The organism is Deltaproteobacteria bacterium HGW-Deltaproteobacteria-6 (assembly GCA_002840435.1).
Lineage (GTDB): Bacteria > Desulfobacterota > Syntrophia > Syntrophales > Smithellaceae > UBA8904.
Genome location: PHAT01000001.1, coordinates 629949 through 646724 on the forward strand (window position 1 = coordinate 629949; position 16776 = coordinate 646724).

Annotated in this window: 14 protein-coding genes and 1 pseudogene; 6 read left to right on the forward strand and 9 right to left on the reverse strand. The window is 47.5% G+C overall.

Annotation, left to right across the window (positions count from 1 at the left end):
- Positions 1-301 precede the first annotated feature (301 nt).
- The 3 genes and pseudogenes from CVU71_02860 (at position 302) to CVU71_02870 (ending at position 2034) form a co-directional block, all read left to right on the forward strand.
- Positions 302-427 (forward strand): annotated as a pseudogene (locus CVU71_02860) (CopG family transcriptional regulator).
- A gap of 74 nt (positions 428-501) precedes the next feature.
- A complete protein-coding gene (locus CVU71_02865) occupies positions 502-1005 on the forward strand; it encodes a hypothetical protein (protein PKN20741.1) in 504 nt (167 codons plus the stop codon).
- 84 nt (positions 1006-1089) lie between these two features.
- Positions 1090-2034 carry a peptidase S11 gene (locus CVU71_02870; protein PKN20742.1) on the forward strand — a complete coding sequence of 315 codons (945 nt, stop codon included), beginning with the start codon at positions 1090-1092 and terminating at the stop codon, positions 2032-2034.
- A 52-nt stretch (positions 2035-2086) separates the two neighbouring features.
- Here the strand turns inward: CVU71_02870 and CVU71_02875 are convergent, their stop codons facing one another.
- The 4 genes from CVU71_02875 to CVU71_02890 are packed head-to-tail and all read right to left on the reverse strand — an operon-like array spanning position 2087 to position 7376.
- The gene (locus CVU71_02875) at positions 2087-3313 is read right to left on the reverse strand and encodes a macrolide export ATP-binding/permease MacB (protein ID PKN20743.1); all 1227 of its coding nucleotides are present in this window, start codon (positions 3311-3313) and stop codon (positions 2087-2089) included.
- Positions 3265-3933 (reverse strand): macrolide ABC transporter ATP-binding protein, encoded by a 669-nt coding sequence (locus CVU71_02880; GenBank protein ID PKN21047.1) that lies wholly within the window; start codon positions 3931-3933, stop codon positions 3265-3267. Before CVU71_02880 ends, CVU71_02875 begins: the two co-directional genes overlap by 49 nt.
- 8 nt (positions 3934-3941) lie before the next feature.
- Positions 3942-5705 (reverse strand): hypothetical protein, encoded by a 1764-nt coding sequence (locus CVU71_02885; GenBank protein PKN20744.1) that lies wholly within the window; start codon positions 5703-5705, stop codon positions 3942-3944.
- 9 nt (positions 5706-5714) lie between these two features.
- Positions 5715-7376: a hypothetical protein gene (locus tag CVU71_02890; GenBank protein ID PKN20745.1), complete on the reverse strand. Its 1662-nt coding sequence runs from the start codon at positions 7374-7376 to the stop codon at positions 5715-5717.
- 404 nt (positions 7377-7780) lie between these two features.
- Here CVU71_02890 and CVU71_02895 point away from each other — a divergent pair, with 404 nt between their 5' ends.
- Both CVU71_02895 and CVU71_02900 read left to right on the forward strand, forming a co-directional pair.
- Positions 7781-8224 (forward strand): hypothetical protein, encoded by a 444-nt coding sequence (locus CVU71_02895; GenBank protein ID PKN20746.1) that lies wholly within the window; start codon positions 7781-7783, stop codon positions 8222-8224.
- 51 nt (positions 8225-8275) lie between these two features.
- On the forward strand, positions 8276-10507 hold the full coding sequence (locus CVU71_02900) for an adenylate/guanylate cyclase domain-containing protein (protein PKN21048.1): 2232 nt from the start codon (positions 8276-8278) through the stop codon (positions 10505-10507).
- A gap of 25 nt (positions 10508-10532) precedes the next feature.
- On the opposite strand, the gene CVU71_02905 is transcribed toward CVU71_02900, so the two are convergent.
- From CVU71_02905 to CVU71_02925, 5 genes are all read right to left on the reverse strand, one after another.
- Entirely contained in the window at positions 10533-11633 is a 1101-nt protein-coding gene (locus tag CVU71_02905; protein PKN20747.1) for a hypothetical protein, read from the reverse strand.
- Between the two features lie 3 nt (positions 11634-11636).
- Entirely contained in the window at positions 11637-12551 is a 915-nt protein-coding gene (locus CVU71_02910; GenBank protein ID PKN20748.1) for a hypothetical protein, read from the reverse strand.
- Positions 12552-12612: 61 nt separating this feature from the next.
- A complete protein-coding gene (locus CVU71_02915) occupies positions 12613-13272 on the reverse strand; it encodes a flagellar motor protein MotB (protein ID PKN20749.1) in 660 nt (219 codons plus the stop codon).
- A gap of 12 nt (positions 13273-13284) precedes the next feature.
- Positions 13285-14061 (reverse strand): chemotaxis protein MotA, encoded by a 777-nt coding sequence (locus CVU71_02920; protein PKN20750.1) that lies wholly within the window; start codon positions 14059-14061, stop codon positions 13285-13287.
- Positions 14058-15239, reverse strand: coding sequence for a hypothetical protein (locus CVU71_02925; GenBank protein PKN20751.1), 1182 nt, complete (start codon positions 15237-15239; stop codon positions 14058-14060). The genes CVU71_02920 and CVU71_02925 overlap by 4 nt, the downstream gene beginning before the upstream one ends.
- Before the next feature lie 328 nt (positions 15240-15567).
- Here CVU71_02925 and CVU71_02930 point away from each other — a divergent pair, with 328 nt between their 5' ends.
- A complete protein-coding gene (locus CVU71_02930) occupies positions 15568-16530 on the forward strand; it encodes a hypothetical protein (GenBank protein ID PKN20752.1) in 963 nt (320 codons plus the stop codon).
- The last annotated feature ends 246 nt before the right edge of the window (positions 16531-16776 follow it).

The window sequence follows — 16776 nt, forward strand, 5'->3', positions numbered from 1 at the left end:
ACTGCAAAGATTATTCATTTGGACCCTCTGAAATAATTCATGCTTCATTAAATCGCAGGAGGAGTTGGGGTAACCCGACCGTCTTTATTATAATCGGCTTCACCGTTCAGCCGTTTTAACAGAACCATCTTTCATGTCAATGAAATATTGGTTTTAACCTGCTGTCCGGATAACCCAAACGGCCTGCTCCGGTATTTATTCCCTCATGGCGTCTCTGCATATTATATATAGTATATATTAAATATATTTAATATTTGTTATTGACATTATATCACGGATACTGTATATATAAACCATGACCATGGAAAAAGCGAAAATATTAATCACTCTGGAAGATACACTTTTGACGCATATCGACGATTACCGCTTTGATAATCGCATCAACTCCCGTTCTGAAGCTATCCGCCGGCTCATCGAATCAGGCCTGGAAACATCGGGAACAGCAAATGCCAACATCCATAAAAAGAACGCGCCTAAATTATCCGCGAAAGGAAAAGGGAAATGAATAATGCTCAAAAGACAATAGGCATAATCGTCAGTATTGTTTTTCTCATCATGCTGCTGTACCCTCCTTTTATTGTCATCAGCGAACCGCATGGACAGCCGGGGGTTGCCTATGACTTCCTCTTCGGTAACCCTGACCATCGCAACATCAATACTTTCCTGTTGCTGACACAAATGTTCGGGATATTGATTATTGGAGCAATATCCTTCTTTATAGCGAATAGAGTGGGAGACAGAAATAATTTAACGGGAGGCCTGTGGGAACAAACGGGTGAAAACGGCCATCCCTTCTTCAGCGGCCCGCTTAGCTCTTTCAGTAAGATTTATATCGTGCCGAATATCTACAAAGATGAAAAGAGTGACCCGGACTATTTCTTTTATCTGGGGGGTAACGAAAAAAAAGCGATGCCGAAGCCGAATACCGGACAACAACTTGTCGGTAAAAATAATCTTTCTGATGAAGCCTATCGGCATTGTAAACCGGCAAGCATGGAGGAGTGAATTCTTGCAGCTGCAAGCCATGCTCATGATTTCGCAGCATAGGGCATGAGATATTCTGACGGCATAATCACTGACTGGAGGTAATTGAAAATCGCTATTTCATATTTTAGCAAAAATTGTACGGCGCGTCGATCTGTTCTGAAATCGGGAATCCTTCTTTATACAGCCACGCTGTTGATCCTTTGTTTCGCAGGATTATCAGATGCGTCTGTATCCCCGGCTGCTCATAGAAATTATGCAAAAATAAAAAACGTCCGTCCTCCCCGCAATCTCGTTCTCCGTTCCGCCTCGGCCTTGGTGGAGGATCAGAGAACAGGGGAATGTCTGGTTCAGAAACAGGCGGACGTCATCCTGCCTATTGCGTCCATCACGAAACTCATGACCGCCATGGTTGTGTTGGATGCCAAAATGAACCTTAAAGAATCGATCACTATCGCATCCGAAGATGTGGATACCCTGCGTCACAGTCGTTCCCGTCTGCCTGTTCATAGCAGTCTCACCCGTGGAAATGCCCTGCTATTGGCTTTGATGGCTTCAGAAAACAGGGCCGCTCATGCTCTGGGACGGACATATCCCGGCGGTCTCGCCGCTTTTGTTGCAGCCATGAATACCAAGGCTCGTGTCCTGGGGCTTACCGATACACATTTTGATGATCCAACCGGTATTTCCAATGGCAATACTTCTTCCGCCCGCGATCTGGCCAGGATGGTGGATGCAGCATACCAGTACAGTCTGATTCGGAAATTCACGACCAGTGAAGAAATCTCGATCCGTTTGGGCCATCGCAAATTGAAATTTCACAATACCAATGTCCTGCTCCGGAATCCCCGGTGGCAGATTGGCCTCTCCAAGACGGGTTTTATCGATGAATCGGGCCGATGCCTTGTCATGCAGTTTAAAGTGGCTAAACGTCCCGTCTTGATTGTACTGCTCGATGCTCCGGGTAAATCGGCACGTTATGATGATGCCAGACGCATTAAACAGTGGATGGAAGGTTCACAACAGGTGCGAAAAAAACATAGAGCCTGATCAGTATCAGGTCGAAACAATTTTTCAGGAGTGGAGTTATTTTCTGTCTTTTTTACGAGCGTAAAGCCTTGATGGGATCCAGCCTTGCCGCAGTGCGGGCCGGATAGAAACCGCAGAATACACCGACCAGCGTTGATACGCCGAAACCCAGAACGATCGAAGAGTAGGACATCACAAACTGCCACTTGGACAGGAAGGCGAATAGAAAAGCGATGCCGATTCCCAGAATGATCCCGATAATCCCCCCCACCAGGCAGAGAATAACCGATTCGATAAGAAACTGGCTTTGGATGTCGCCCTGCTGCGCTCCCAGGGCGCGTCTCAGACCAATTTCGCTTTTGCGTTCGGTGACTGAGATGAGCATGACGTTCATCACGCCAATACCGCCGACAATCAATGCAATGCTGCCGATCGCGCCTAAAAGAAGAGAAAACATCTGCATTTGTTTTTTCATTCTCTCGATCAGTTCCTCCGCCGATGTAATTTCCACCTGCGTGCCTCTTGCTTTTTTCTGAAAATAGTCCTGAATATCGGTCTTGATCTGTCCCGCGGGAATATTGGGCTCTGTTCTGGCCATAATGGTATTGATATCTGAGTTCTGGAACGACCGGACGGCCGTGGACAGGGGAACCAGCATGCCCCGGTTGATTCCGTAAGGACGAAGCCCCCCTTCCGCCGACTGTTTGAGGATTCCGATAACGGTATAGGCCCGGTCGTTGGACATGATCCGGCCGCCCAGAATCTGCGACATGCCGTTTTGCCTCAGAAAATCGGCCAGTTCGGAACCGATGACGCAGCAATAACGGTTCTGATCGAGCTCCAAAATGATTCTTCCCTCGCGGATCTGAAGTTTGTTGATTGAAAAAAAAGAACGGGTAACGCCCATCTGCTCCAGGTTGGTTTTGGCCCGCCCGCGATAATATTCAGTTCCGCTGATCACATAGGGCGCAACTTCGATGATATGCTTTTTTTCCAAAGGCAGTTTCATCAGGATCTCTATGTTGAACTCCGAAGGCGAGCCGCCTTCGCTGAAGCCTTTTCTGATGGTGATAATGTCAACACCCATATCCTTGAATTGCCGGATGGACTCCTGCTGGACAATCGTGCCGATGGATACCATGGCAATGACCGATCCAATTCCAATGACAATGCCAATCAAAGCAAGAAGGCTTCGCTGCTTGGAACTCCACAGGCTCCTGAACGCTTCGTAAAAATTAATTTTTAATAGATTCATGTTGAGTAAATCATCCCGTCGATAATTTTTACGGACCGTCCGCATTGCGAAGCAAGCTCCGGGTTATGGGTAATAATGACGATGGTAATGCCTTCGTCGCGGTTGAGCCGCTGGAAGAGTTCCATAATCTCCTCGCCTGTTTTTACATCGAGGGCGCCCGTCGGTTCATCGGCCAGAATGATCGACGGCGATCCCACCAGGGCGCGTGCAATGGCTACGCGTTGCTGCTGCCCGCCGGACATTTCACTGGGGCGATGGCCGGCCCGTTGCTGGATGTCCACCTTGGTCAGGAATTCCATGCTCTTTTGCCTGATCTCATTCATGCTGATACCGCGATAGGTCAGAGGAACCCCCACATTTTCCAGGGCTGTCAGCTTGGGCAGAAGGTGATATTGCTGAAAAACAAACCCGATCTTCCGGTTTCTCAGGGTTGATAAAACCCGGTCGTCGTCATAAACAACCTTTGCTCCTTCTACATGGTAAGTTCCGGAATCAGGTTTTTCCAAAAGTCCCAGCATGTGCATCAGAGTGGATTTGCCGCTTCCCGACGGTCCGATAATGGCCAAAAGTTCTCCCCGCTCCACGGAAAGATTAATCCCCTTGAGGACATTCACTTCCGTTGGACCAATGCGATAGGATTTGCGTATATCCACAATATCCAGCATCAGGGAGTTCATTGATAGGTTACCTCATCACCGGCTGCAAGTCCGCTTGTGATCTCGACGGCATCCATGGAGGTAATCCCTGTCTCCACCTTCACTTTTTTCCCCTTATTTGTCGCTTTATCCCGGATGGTAACGAAACGGTTCGGTCCCTCTACGATTACGGCCGGAATCGGAATCATCAGAGCATTTGGCTTGTTAACCATCATGATTTCCATATTGGCCGACATGCCCAGACGAAGTTTCTCTTTCAGGACTGCAGGTAGGCTTTCCATGGTGACGGACACCTCGAAATTGGCTGTTTTTTTCCCATCATTGCTTTTAACAGCCTGGGATGAGATATGGGCAACCCGTCCCTTGATTGAGTCGCCAAAAGCGTCAACCGTAATCCGGACATCCTGGCCTACTTTTATTTTCAACACTTCCAGTTCATCCACGCCTGCTGTCATGGACAGACCTTCCGTATTGCCTATGGAAAGCAGAATGTCGCCCTGCGAGAATGTTACACCCAACTCGACGGTTTTCCCTTTCTGCTGTTTATCACCGGCCAGATCGGGAAGCAGAATAGTCCCGGAAACCGGCGCAATAATATCGGAATGACGAAGTTGGATTTCGAGATCCTGCAATTTTTGACGGGTATTCTGCAGTTTGAGATCAGCAATGTGCCTGTTTTGACCTTCCCCCTTTTGGCGGACAACCTCCATATCCCGGAGCGATGCTTCATAATCCATTTTTGCGGTTGTAAACTGCTGTTTGGCGCTGGCATATTCCGTAGCCGGAACAATGTCTTTTTTGAACAGGCGTTCCGTTTCCTGAAGGGTTTTCTGATAGCCGTCCAGACTCAACTTCGAACGTGTAACACTCTGCTGGGCCTTGGACATTTCGTTGCTGTTCTTCCAGTTATCCAACTCTTTGACTTTTTCCGCCGCTTCGATATAAGCCGTTTTTGCATCCCGGTACTTCACCGCTGTTTCGTTCTTGTCCAATCTGAGCAAAATTTGCCCTTTCGTAACCGCCTGCCCGTATTCGAATAATTTTTCCTTCACCATACCGCTGGCGGGACTGGTGATGTTGACAACCTGAATCGGTTTGAGGACGCCCTTCAGCGTAATGCTGTCCGTGAGGGGGCCGGGAACAACCGTATAAATCTTTGCTGTCTCACCTTTCCCGCCTTCGCCTGTCATCTTACCGGACGAAAGGTGGGTTTGTTTCCATGTAAACAATCCAATAGACAAAAATAGAACAATGACAAATCCCGTAGCCGCCACACGGATGATCTGCACTTTGCGCAGAGCTGACTTGAGGGTTTCGTTGGTTTCCTCCATTTCCAGATAGGACTTCTGGAGTTCATTATGCTTTTCCTTCAGTTCCCGGGTAAGACGCTCTTCCGATTCCTGGAGCCTTTCAACTTCTGTTTTATCTGTGAAGACGACCACTACGGCGACATTTTTCTTTACGCCGTTTTCTTTTTGAGAAAGAAAGGAGGTGGTCACTTCCAGACTGAGAACCTGCCCCCCTTTATGCCATGGAACAATTTTATTGTGAATCGTGTCGGCGTCATAGACAGCATTGAGAATCGTCTGATTAAACGGGTCGTTTTCCTCACTTCCCAGAAAGACTTCGCCAAATGGTTTCTCGATTACGTCCTGATGATTCAGGCCGAGAATGTCTTCCGCAGCCTGATTAAAGGTCAGGATTTTGCCGTCAAGTCCGATCGTCATGACGCCGTCGCCCATGCTTTCGAGGATATTGCGGAATATGATGTCAGTTGCCATTTTTTGCTCTCACGGTTTGGAGGATTGTGTTTCTTTATTGACCGGGGTCTGCCGGATCTTATCATCTTCTCTGCGAACGTCAATTTTCCATGTGGACAGGGTCGTCCCAAGCGTTTCATCAAGGTTGGTCAGTGAATTCAGATAGGCGGTTCTGGCCGTTAATTCACTGTTCTGGGCATTCTGTAGGTCTCTTTGAAAACTGACAAATTGAAAGTTTGTCGTCCGGCCCGCGTTGAGTTTCTCTTTTTCAATTTGCAATTTCTTTTCAGCCAGTTCACGCGCCAGTGTCGCGCTTTTTAGCTGACGGTAGCTGGAATCAACATTGCGCAGAGCGTTCTGTACTTCGATTTCGATATCGAGTTTCTTTTTTTCAAAGGCCATGTTGGCCTTTTCCAAATCTTTCTTTATCGTCAGATAATTTTTTATATCCGCTGTCATGTAATAAACGATGGGAATTGTCAAATCCAGACCGACATACCAGTCTCTTTCATTCGCACTGCTAAACGCCCGCCTGATTGACGAATCTTGGGAATCAAAGGTTGTCGCGGAGGCCCCGTCACTTGTGGAGGCTTTGAAATCCAGTTGCCAGAGCATATTACGCCTGGCCGTTGCCAGTTTTAACTTCAGTGATTCAATGCTCTTTGTGTCCTGTTGATAGTCTGTGCGGAACTGAAAGGCCAGCGCGAGCGCCTCCTCCAGAACAGGAGGGGATACCAATTCCTGGTTTTCATCAACCGCTTCAAACGTGGTATTTTTGTTAATGTACAGAGCCTGGATTAAAACCAGGCGGGCGTTATCCAGGCTGTTTTTTGCGTTGATCAGGGATGTTTCCTGCGAGGCGATATCGGCCTGAGCCTGAACGATTTCCGTACCCGCCATCCGACCGGCTTCAATCATATCCTTATTGTATTCATACAGAGCCTTCGCCCGGACCAGACTCATTTCAGCAATGATCAGAGATCGTTCCGCGTCTTTGTAAGCACGGAAAGCCGTAATGGCCGTTCTGATCGTTTGCGAAATGGTGTTTCTCAAAGATAAGATATTGTTTTCTTCCGTGATCCGCGCAATTCTGACGTTTAAAGCGGCGTTATCCAGACCGCCTCCTTTAAGGAGCGGTTGTGTAAGCATGGCAGTCCAATCGGAACGATAATTGTTTATACCCTGGTCCATGTCGGAACGTTCGCCATGGTTGTTCCAGACAAAATCGATCTTGCCGCCGGTAGGAATGGCCAGTGTAGCCGTGAAATTACCGTCACCGGTCAAATAATCCCTTCGGACTGAGTTGATCATGCCGGGCGACGTAAAACTTGATCCTCGTCTGACGGAAAGAGCCAGGGAGGGGTCGGAGGGCAGATAGTATTTTCTTTCCGCTTCCTGCAGGTCGACCCGCTGGAGATAGCGGTCAAGATACGCGCTGCGCAGAGTAACGTTATTGGTCAGGGCAACAAACACGGCATCCGCCAATGTCATTTTCCGGACATCATTTCTCTGATTATAGGCCGGATTTTGACAAAATCCGGGTCGTACGGAGATAAGTAAAGACAAGGCGATCAGTAAAATTATGCTCAAAAAACGGATGCGTGGTTTCTCGGAGATGATGGTGAAAGATGATCCCCTCAATCTACGATAACAGGAGGATTGTGAAAGTAATGCGCAGAGAATCATCTCCATCTCTTTTTTACGGGTTATTTATTGTGTGCTCATTCAACATCAATATTCGCGCGATACTATGCCAGAGTAGGGTCAATTGTCAATGATGTATTCAACGGCACAGTTCTTCTTTACTTATTTATTTGCTGCTAAGCATGCCGGAAATGGACGGGTTGACCGCCCTTCTATCGGTCGGATGCTCCCGATATTCCCCTCAAACAGATTAATACAGACAATCGCGAAAATCAGCAACATATCGTAATTTAATGTTTTTTAAATATGCTTCCCGATATGCTTCTTTCGCACCTGATCTTCTCCCCGCATCATTTTTTTCCCATTACAAGATTATTATGGTATATTCATGTGCGGTTGATGCATGCTGTTTGTGCTTCTGAACCATATTTTTGTACCTTAACTTATGGCCTATGAAACCTGAAGATAAAAACATGGAATACCTTACCCTTCAGAAAGAAAACCTGCATTTGAAGCAAAGCATCGCCGCCCTGCGCGATCAAATGGAAAAAATGGAGATTGCCCGGGAAGAGGCCGTACAGAATACCCTGCATTCCGTACAGGGCGAAATCACCCAGCTTCGGACAACCATTGCCGCAATGCGTGAAGAACTGGAAAAAACCTGTTACGAAAAAGACTGTCTCTTTCAGCAGGAAACTGCAACCGCAAATGATAGAAGCAAACAGCTGCATGATACAATCGTAGCCCTGCGCGCCGAACTGGAGCACCGGGAAGGAAAGTATCAGGAAGACCTTCAGGCAATTACCAGAAATTATCGTGACGAAGTTATTCAGTTGCATCAGACGATCAACGCATTGAGAGAGAATCTGGAACAAAAGAAAAACAAGAATCCGTAAGGGCCGCACAAAATGAAAAAAAACAATCAGAATAACCACACTGCAAAGCGCATGAGTTTGAAGAAAATGCAGTTGCTGCTCGATATTTCCCGGAAAGTATCGACGCTGGAAACACTAGATGAAATACTGGCGGAACTGATCAAGATTACCACGTCCGAGTTGGGCGCAGACCGGGGAACAATTTTTCTGAATGATCCGGAAACGGGAGAATTATATTCCCGGGTTGCACAGGGAAATATTCAACGGGAAATCAGAGTACTGAACAACAGCGGCATCGCGGGAGCCGTTTTTCATTCCGGAAAAAGCCTGATTATCAACGATGCATACAGTGATAAACGATTTAACCAATCCGTGGATGAAAAGACAGGCTATATTACAAAATCAATTCTCTGTGTTCCCATCAGAGCCGCCAAAAATGAAATTATCGGGGCTGCCCAGGTCTTAAACAAGAAAGAAGGTCATTTCACGGAAGATGACGTGATGCTCCTCGAAGCGATAGCCACGCAGGCGGCCATTGCCCTCCAAAGCACCATATTCACGGAGCGAATGAAAAAATTCCGCACGAAAGAGATGGAATTTTTCGACGTGGTCGCCGAAGCAACTTCGGAAATCAACCTGGGCGTTCTCCTTCGCAAGGTCATGTCCGAGGCAATGCGGATGATGGATGCCGAACGTTCCACCCTGTTTCTTAATGATGAAAAAACAAATGAACTATATTCAAGGATTGGCGAAGGCTTAGGAACCATAGAAATTCGCTTTCCTAATAACGTAGGCATTGCCGGAACGGTTTTTCAATCCGGTGAAGCCATTAATATCCCCCATGCCTATGCCGACCTGAGATTCAACCCGTCTTTCGACAAGAAAACGGGGTTTTTCACCCGTTCCATCCTCTGTACTCCCGTCACCAATAAATCCGGCAAGATTATCGGCGTTACACAGGTTTTGAATAAAATGGGCGGTCCCTTTACTAAAGAGGATGAGATGCGTCTGAAAGCTTTTACCGCTCAGGTTGCCATTGCCCTGGAAAATGCCAAGCTCTTTGATGATGTGCAAAACATGAAGAATTACAATGAAGGCATGCTGGAAAGCATGTCCAACGGCGTGATCACCTTAAATGAGGAAGGGAAAATCATCACGTGCAATACGGCCGGCATGAGAATCATGAAGGTGTCTCCATCGGAAATACTCAACCGCAGGGCTGAAGAATTTTTCAGCGGCGTCAATGCCTGGCTGCTGGAAAAAACCGAGAAAGTCGGCAAGACGCAGGAACAGGATGTCATTGTGGATGCCGACCTGATGTTCGGAGGGTCAAAACTTTCCGTCAACCTGACAATTCTTCCGCTCCTCAGCGTCACGAAAAAGAAACTTGGAACGATGATTGTCATTGAAGACATTTCGAGTGAGAAACGCATGAAGTCGACTATGTCCAGGTATATCGACCCGGCCCTCACCGATCAGATCATGGATTGCACGGAGGACTTCATGGGAGGTAAGAACATAACAGCCACCATTCTGTTTTCCGATATCCGCGGTTTTACCACATTGACTGAAGAACTGGGCGCGCAGGGCACCGTCGCCCTCCTCAATGAATATTTTACATTGATGGTGGACTGCATCCAGAAACAGGGCGGTATTCTGGATAAGTTTATTGGCGATGCGATAATGGCCGCCTTTGGCATACCCTTGTCGCATGACGACGACGAGGACCGCGCGGTCCGTGCCGCAATTAACATGGTAACGGCTCTCCACGAGTGGAATAAGGTGCGGATCGGCGACGGCAAAAAGCCTGTGCGGATAGGAATAGGTTTAAATACCGACTCAATTGTTTCCGGAAACATCGGTTCCCCCAAGCGTACGGATTATACGGTCATCGGCGATGGCGTCAATCTGGCTTCGCGCCTGGAGTCCGCCTGCAAGCAATATCATGCTTCTATTCTGATTTCCGACAATACTTACCGCAGGCTCAAAGGCACGTACCGCGTCCGGAAGGTCGACCGGGTGGTGGTCAAAGGTAAAACGGAGCCGGTGAGTATTTACGAAGTGCTTGACCACCACACGGAAGAAACTTTCCCCAACCTCATGGATGTGATCAATAATTTCTCGCATGGCCTGATTTGTTATCAAAAAGGGCAATGGAACAAGGCTATCGAGGCATTCCAGAGCACATTGTCTTTAAACAGCAATGACAAACTCTGCTCCATGTATATAGACAGATGCGAGGTTATGAAAAATAATCCACCGACCGGTGAATGGGACGGTGTTTGGGTCATGACATCGAAATAATGGAATTCCATATCATCAGAAACCATCAATGGCTGGTCTGTCGTTCATTGAAAAGCGGATCGGCGAACCATTGTTCCATAAACGCACGCTTATCATCACACCTGGGATTCTTCCAGCAGGATGCATAAATGATGTCCGGCATACCCGCCCGGCTGATCCGTATTTCATAAGGCTTATTTTCTCTGACAACATGGATGTAGGTGACAAAACTCTCGGCAAAATCCTCCCAGAGATCGGCTCCCGCATGAATTGTCGGATAATTTGTTCTGGTGTTCAGCGTTTCGTAAATTCTGGTTATCTGGTTTTCTGTTAATGCAGAATAGTCGAATGCATATGGTTTGATCGATTTTCTTTCCGGAAATACTTCGTCAAAAACGCTTTTTATTTCATGATCGCTTTTGTACCAGGACAACTTTGAAAAAGGTCCGATCATAATTTCTTTTTTTGTCCAGGATGAGTGGGCAGAGCTTACCATACCCAGAGAATGGCCTATCTCATGGAGCATGATATAGACAATGGCACTCTGCGCGTTGTTGTTTTCCAGTGATTCAATCGTAACATCCAACTTAACCTGTTCGGCCGTACCGGGTTTAAATATGCTTCTTTCCTTCCAGGTCGCCCAGTCATTCGCTTTTCTTTTGAGCAGAACGTCCCGATCAAGCACAATAAATGTATACCTCTCCATGCCGCTTTCATCCATAACCGATTCAACGTAGCCGCTGCCGCCGAGGTTTTTGACGGCAAAAATACCGATGATTTTGTTTTTAGCGAGCATCATCACGGACATCGGTAAACTGTCTTCCACTTGTTTTATGGCTGCTGAAAATTCCGGCGGCAGTTCCGCGGGAACAGGAATTTCCCTGAAACCTTCCAACTGATTATCCAGAATAAGCTTTTCAATCAGGTCATCCGGCGCTTTGGCCAGTCTCTCTGATAAAGGTTGTTTCTGCCATGCGCTGCCCCAGTATTGAATTGTTCTGACTTTATGCTTTAAGGATTTTTCCTTGATATCTTCCTTGCAGGATGGGGCGGAGACACAAATGAGAAAATAGATCTGACAGATAATAAAGACCATCGACACGATGAGCAGACCCGGATTGTTTCTATTCTTTATTGGATTCATCATTTCTTATTCGACGCAGCGAAGGCCGGACGCGCGCCTGAGTTTGTTCCTGAAGTTGGTGCTGTCGTCGGCAATAATGGCGTCCAGATAGGTCATTTGACGAACAACAGATTCACTGTAGAGGTCCTGGGCAATGCCGTACCGGGCATTGAAATGTTCTTTCATCCGTCCCGACACCCGGCCGAGTGTGACGTCCAGCCTGTTCTTTGTTGACGCGTAAAATCCGGAAGTTTTCAAGATGATGTCAAAGGCTTTGTCATAGCCTCCAATCCCCGCTTCGCGGAATTCATAATAAAGGAAAAGCAGCTTCTCGAGGTATGCCCTGTCCGCCATCTGACCAAGAAGATCAGCAGTCGCCAGTATTTCTGCGGCGATTCTCTCTTTTTCGGAATCGAAAACAAGGCTTTCCCAGGGGCGTCCGAGATCGGTGCCGAGGATTATTCGCGATATACGGGCGGCAGTTCTGGAACTTAGCCCGAAAGCGTCGGCTTCCAACAGTGTAAAAACCGCGGATCGGTTCACATGCGTTTTTGTGTACTGGCCTCCTGTGCCGCTGGTATCTCCTGTCTTTCGGATATAACCTGTATCATGGAGCAGGGCTGCGATGAGAACCTCTTCGGCGATTTTAGGCCCCAGTTTAAGTCCGGAGACCTCGCAGCCGTCAAGCAGCCGTGATGTAGCGGCAAAGACCGCTGCAATGTGAGCGAAATTATGGTATTCGACGGCACAGGCTAAATAACCGGGAAAACGGCCATCATAAAGGCGCTTCGTGAGCAGGAATACTTTATGGATGCGATTGAAGTCCGCATTCCCGTACGAGACCCGATAGAGCCGTTTTGCTTCCCCGAGGATAGTACGCGGTTTATTGGGATCAACCAGGATGGATATTTGGATTTCTTTCTTGGGAACGGTAGCTGCCATATTATTTTCTGCACGCCATATCAGGATCTATGTAAGAAATTTATGGTCCATGCCATCGCTTTCATTGATGGACCAGAATGACGACACGTCTGTTCTGGGCCTGATTTCCCGGAATGGATTGTCCCTGCGAATCCGTATTAGGCATAAGCGGTTTATTGTCGGCATACCCGATGATCTGCACCTTTTCTTTTGGAATCCCATTGGCAATGAACAGACGGGCGACAGCACCCGCGCGTGCGGATGACAACTCCCAGTTTGACGGAAACTGCAGCGACTGGATGGGCAAATTATCGGTGTGTCCCTCAATGGTGATGCGATATTTGATATTTGTCAGGGATCCGGCAATTTTCTTCAGGATCGCATAGGAGCTTTCATTGAGGTCAGCCGTCCCCAACGGAAAAAGAACCCCTTCCTTGAGCCCCAGCGCAACGGCATTGGCCCTTGTTTCAAAGGATGCAATGTTCTGATCGGCAACGACAATTTTCTCCAACTCCTGCCAAATGGTCTGAAGGTCCTTCTCTTTCGCCTGAGCAACGCTTTGCTGGACTCCCATGGCTTTTTTCATGGAGTCCGCCACTTCTTTGTATTGTTCAACATCGACACTGGACACGGCGGCAATCAGAATAAAAAAACAGAAAAGCTGCGTGACCATATCGCCAAAGGTCATCTGCCAATCGTCGCTTTCCTGAACGTTCTTCCGAAAAGGCATTTTTCTTTGCATGCGCCACCCTCGTTATTTACGCTTCTTAATGGAGGCCCACCGTCGGGGGGGAAGATAGGCTTTGAGTTTGTCCATGACGATGGGCGCCGGGGTTTTGTCTTTCATGAACAGGACGCCGTCTCTGATCACAGACATCAGAATAATGCGCTCTTCGATTCTTTTTTCAACCTTTACGGCAATCGGCAGAAACAACATATACGCCAACAGAATCCCGTATAATGTTGCGGTCAGGGCCACGGCCATGGCCGGCCCGACCAGTTTGATGTTTACGCTCATGGTCTGCATCATGCTGATCAATCCGATAAGCGTTCCAATCAGACCGAAAGCGGGAGAAAGCTTTGCCATGGTGCGGAAGATGCCTGCCGAAGACATTTCCTGATCGTAGGTCTGCTCAATCCGCGTATCGAGAATTTCGCGAATTTCCTCGCGGGAATATCCGTCGATGAGCATCTGCATCGCATCCTGCAGAAAGATATTCTCAATCCCGGTCAATTGTTTCTCGATATGAATCTTCCCTTTTAAGGCAAACTCGTTGGCCAGATAGACCAGTTCATGAATATAATTGCCGATCGGAAGTTCTTCCCGTTTCAGTGCGCTGAAAAAGACACTGAACACCCTCATGACCTCCTTCATTGGATAGCAGATGAAGGTTGCCGCAATGGTGCCGCCCAGAACAATCGCAATGCCGGGTAAATTCAGGAAAACCGTTACGCTGGTTGTCGCATGGTAGGTCGCAAATGTCAGGATTCCGATACCGAACAAGATGCCCAGGACAGTCGCAATATTCATGTAGTAACCCCTTTCAGAGCTTTTATCGTAAGAATCAATTCCCGCTCAATGTCTCCCGCTTCGATCTCATCCACCGTCTGACCATTGGCAATCTGTTCTTTTACAACTTCTACCATCTTCTTGGAAAGGTTGGCATAAATTTTTGACCGGGCTTCATCCCCTGCAATCGATACGAGGATGCAGACTTTGTAAGGGCCAAGTTTTGAAATGGCATCCTGAAGGGTTGTATTATCCACGAACACGACATCGTTGATGTCCTGGAGGTCTTCGATATTCAAAGTGCGGCGCTTCAATTTCTTGAAGAACATTGTGCCCACTTTGCCGGACCATTCGGAAGCCGCCTGCTGGTGAATAAAAAAAATATTCTCGGGAATTTCACCGGCGCCGATCTTCTTGTAGATTATTTCAGGCGTGCTATCGACCATCCTGGCAAAATCATTGATGTCGATAAACTCATGGCCGGTCGTCTCAACCGAAATCGTATTCTTGAATTCCGTATAAAACCGCTCGGCCGCTTTGAGGAACGTCTTGGGGTCGGAGGGCATCAGATAACGCTGCATGCTGTCTTCTTTACCCCGGCAATAGAAGTTGTCCGGCGCGGCATTCTTATCAATAATCTGGATGATGTTGACACTTTTCATCTTGTTGAGAAAAGTATCAACTTCCAGTTGCGAGAGGCCGAGAATCTCTTTAACTTTTGCCAGTACTGCATTATACGGTATTCCCATGCCCGCAGGTGTTTTTTCGCCGTGCGTCGACATCATGAATTCAATGATATTGCAGGTGCCAAGGAAAGCATTTGCCGCCGTTTGAGCGGAAATTTTCTGCGTGGTCGTCCTGAGCCGTTCGATAAGCACTTTGGTGATCGCTTGCACAATTTTCGGGCTGTCCAGAAGCACGTTGTTCAGAGTATCTTCACTGATAATGATCAGTTCGCAGAATTCTTCAACGATGGCACTGGCATTGCGGGGTTCGCCGCTGATGATCCCCATCTCTCCGAAGATTCCGCCGGCCTTGATATTCGCCAGAGTCACCCGTTTCCCATCAATCATTTTCTGAATGGTAACGGAACCGCTTTTAACCAGATAAGCAGTATTGGCTTTCTGGCCTTCTCTGAAAATGATCTGTCCCTTATGAAAGGGTTTTATGTTGTATTGATTATTATTGCTGGCGCTCAAGGTATCTCCCCGATTGATAGAAATTAATCGCTAACAGCTTCCTTTGTGCGGGTGGAGTATAAAAAACGAGGTCATATATGTCAATGAAAAACTTATCAATATGTTAGATTTTAACATCTGCTTTTTATCTGATGGGTTGTTGTGTATTCATGATTGGAGGTTAATGTTTTCAGCCAATCCAGAGGGTCGCTGCTTTCGGAGAGAATTACAGACCCGCCTTTGATCGTTTTCAATGTTTCCGTAGAATCGTGTTGACACATTTATTTTCGCCCCATATACTCCCGTCAGACAATGTCTTCTCAATTAATGAAACAATGGAGGTAAAAGTATGAAGCGGCTTATGCTGATGATGGTTCTGGCAACTCTGATGATGGTCACCTCTTATCAGGCTTACGCCAGCGATTGGATAGCCTGTGCGGGTGAAAATGAATATTGCATGGTTCCCGGAACAAAGATGGTGCGGTACGGAGCCGGCGACCGATGGGTACTGAAAAGGGCGACCGATCGAATTTATTGCGGGAATAATGTGTTTGGTGATCCTGCCCGCGGTGTGTCAAAAGCCTGCTATTATCAGGACACGCAACATTCCGATAAAGGATGGCGTCCTCCATCAGGATATAAAGGCGGTCATCAGGATCAATGGGTGCACTGCGCCAACGAAGGAGGATTTTGCAAGTTTAATGGCCAGAAGGATATCCGATATGGCGCCGGGGACAGGTGGAACTACCAATCGGCGAGGAACAGCATTGCCTGCAGTAACGATGTGTTTGGTGATCCTGCAGTAGGCGTGGGAAAAGCCTGTTATTATCAGGAGTCCCGACAACCGGACAAAGGATGGCGTCCTCCATCAGGACGTAACGACGGTCACCAGTATCAATGGGTGCACTGCGCCAACGAAGGAGGATTTTGCAGATTTAACGGCCAGAAGGATATCCGATATGGCGCCGGGGACAGGTGGAACTACCAATCGGCGAGGAACAGCATTGCCTGCAGTAACGATGTGTTTGGCGATCCCGCAGTAGGTGTGGGAAAAGCCTGCTATTATCAGGAGGCTCGACAACCGGACAAAGGATGGCATCCTTCATCAGGATATGACAACGGTCGTCAGGATCGCTGGGTACGCTGCGCCAACGAAGGAGGATATTGCAAATTTTACGGCCAAAGGGATATCCGATACGGCTCCGGAGACAGGTGGAACCATCAATCCGCAAGGAACGGTATTGGCTGCAGTAATAATGTGTTTGGCGATCCCGCGCCCGGTGTAGGAAAAGCTTGTTATATCAGGGAATAATTCCTTTCTAAATAAAAGACGGCTTCATTGGACGCTGTACGTTGAGGATGTCGCCCTTTGGACAAAAAAAAGGGGCTACGGAAGTAGCCCCTTAATATTTGGTGAGCCCTGTCGGGGTCGAACCGACAACCTACTGATTAAGAGTTGTTTGGGCTACTTTCTATCATATTGATAATGTTAATCAAGATACTCTGAAGTATCTGCTTATTACAGATTCATTGATGTTAGCCCATTTATTTCTTGATT

Coding starts and splice junctions, on each gene's coding strand:
- CVU71_02865 (PKN20741.1), top strand. CDS start 502: ATGAATAATGCTCAAAAGACAATAGGCATAATCGTCAGTATTGTTTTT.
- CVU71_02875 (PKN20743.1), bottom strand. CDS start 3,313: ATGCGGACGGTCCGTAAAAATTATCGACGGGATGATTTACTCAACATG.
- CVU71_02880 (PKN21047.1), bottom strand. CDS start 3,933: ATGCTGGATATTGTGGATATACGCAAATCCTATCGCATTGGTCCAACG.
- CVU71_02885 (PKN20744.1), bottom strand. CDS start 5,705: ATGGCAACTGACATCATATTCCGCAATATCCTCGAAAGCATGGGCGAC.
- CVU71_02890 (PKN20745.1), bottom strand. CDS start 7,376: ATGGAGATGATTCTCTGCGCATTACTTTCACAATCCTCCTGTTATCGT.
- CVU71_02895 (PKN20746.1), top strand. CDS start 7,781: ATGAAACCTGAAGATAAAAACATGGAATACCTTACCCTTCAGAAAGAA.
- CVU71_02900 (PKN21048.1), top strand. CDS start 8,276: ATGAGTTTGAAGAAAATGCAGTTGCTGCTCGATATTTCCCGGAAAGTA.
- CVU71_02905 (PKN20747.1), bottom strand. CDS start 11,633: ATGATGAATCCAATAAAGAATAGAAACAATCCGGGTCTGCTCATCGTG.
- CVU71_02910 (PKN20748.1), bottom strand. CDS start 12,551: ATGGCAGCTACCGTTCCCAAGAAAGAAATCCAAATATCCATCCTGGTT.
- CVU71_02915 (PKN20749.1), bottom strand. CDS start 13,272: ATGCAAAGAAAAATGCCTTTTCGGAAGAACGTTCAGGAAAGCGACGAT.
- CVU71_02920 (PKN20750.1), bottom strand. CDS start 14,061: ATGAATATTGCGACTGTCCTGGGCATCTTGTTCGGTATCGGAATCCTG.
- CVU71_02930 (PKN20752.1), top strand. CDS start 15,568: ATGAAGCGGCTTATGCTGATGATGGTTCTGGCAACTCTGATGATGGTC.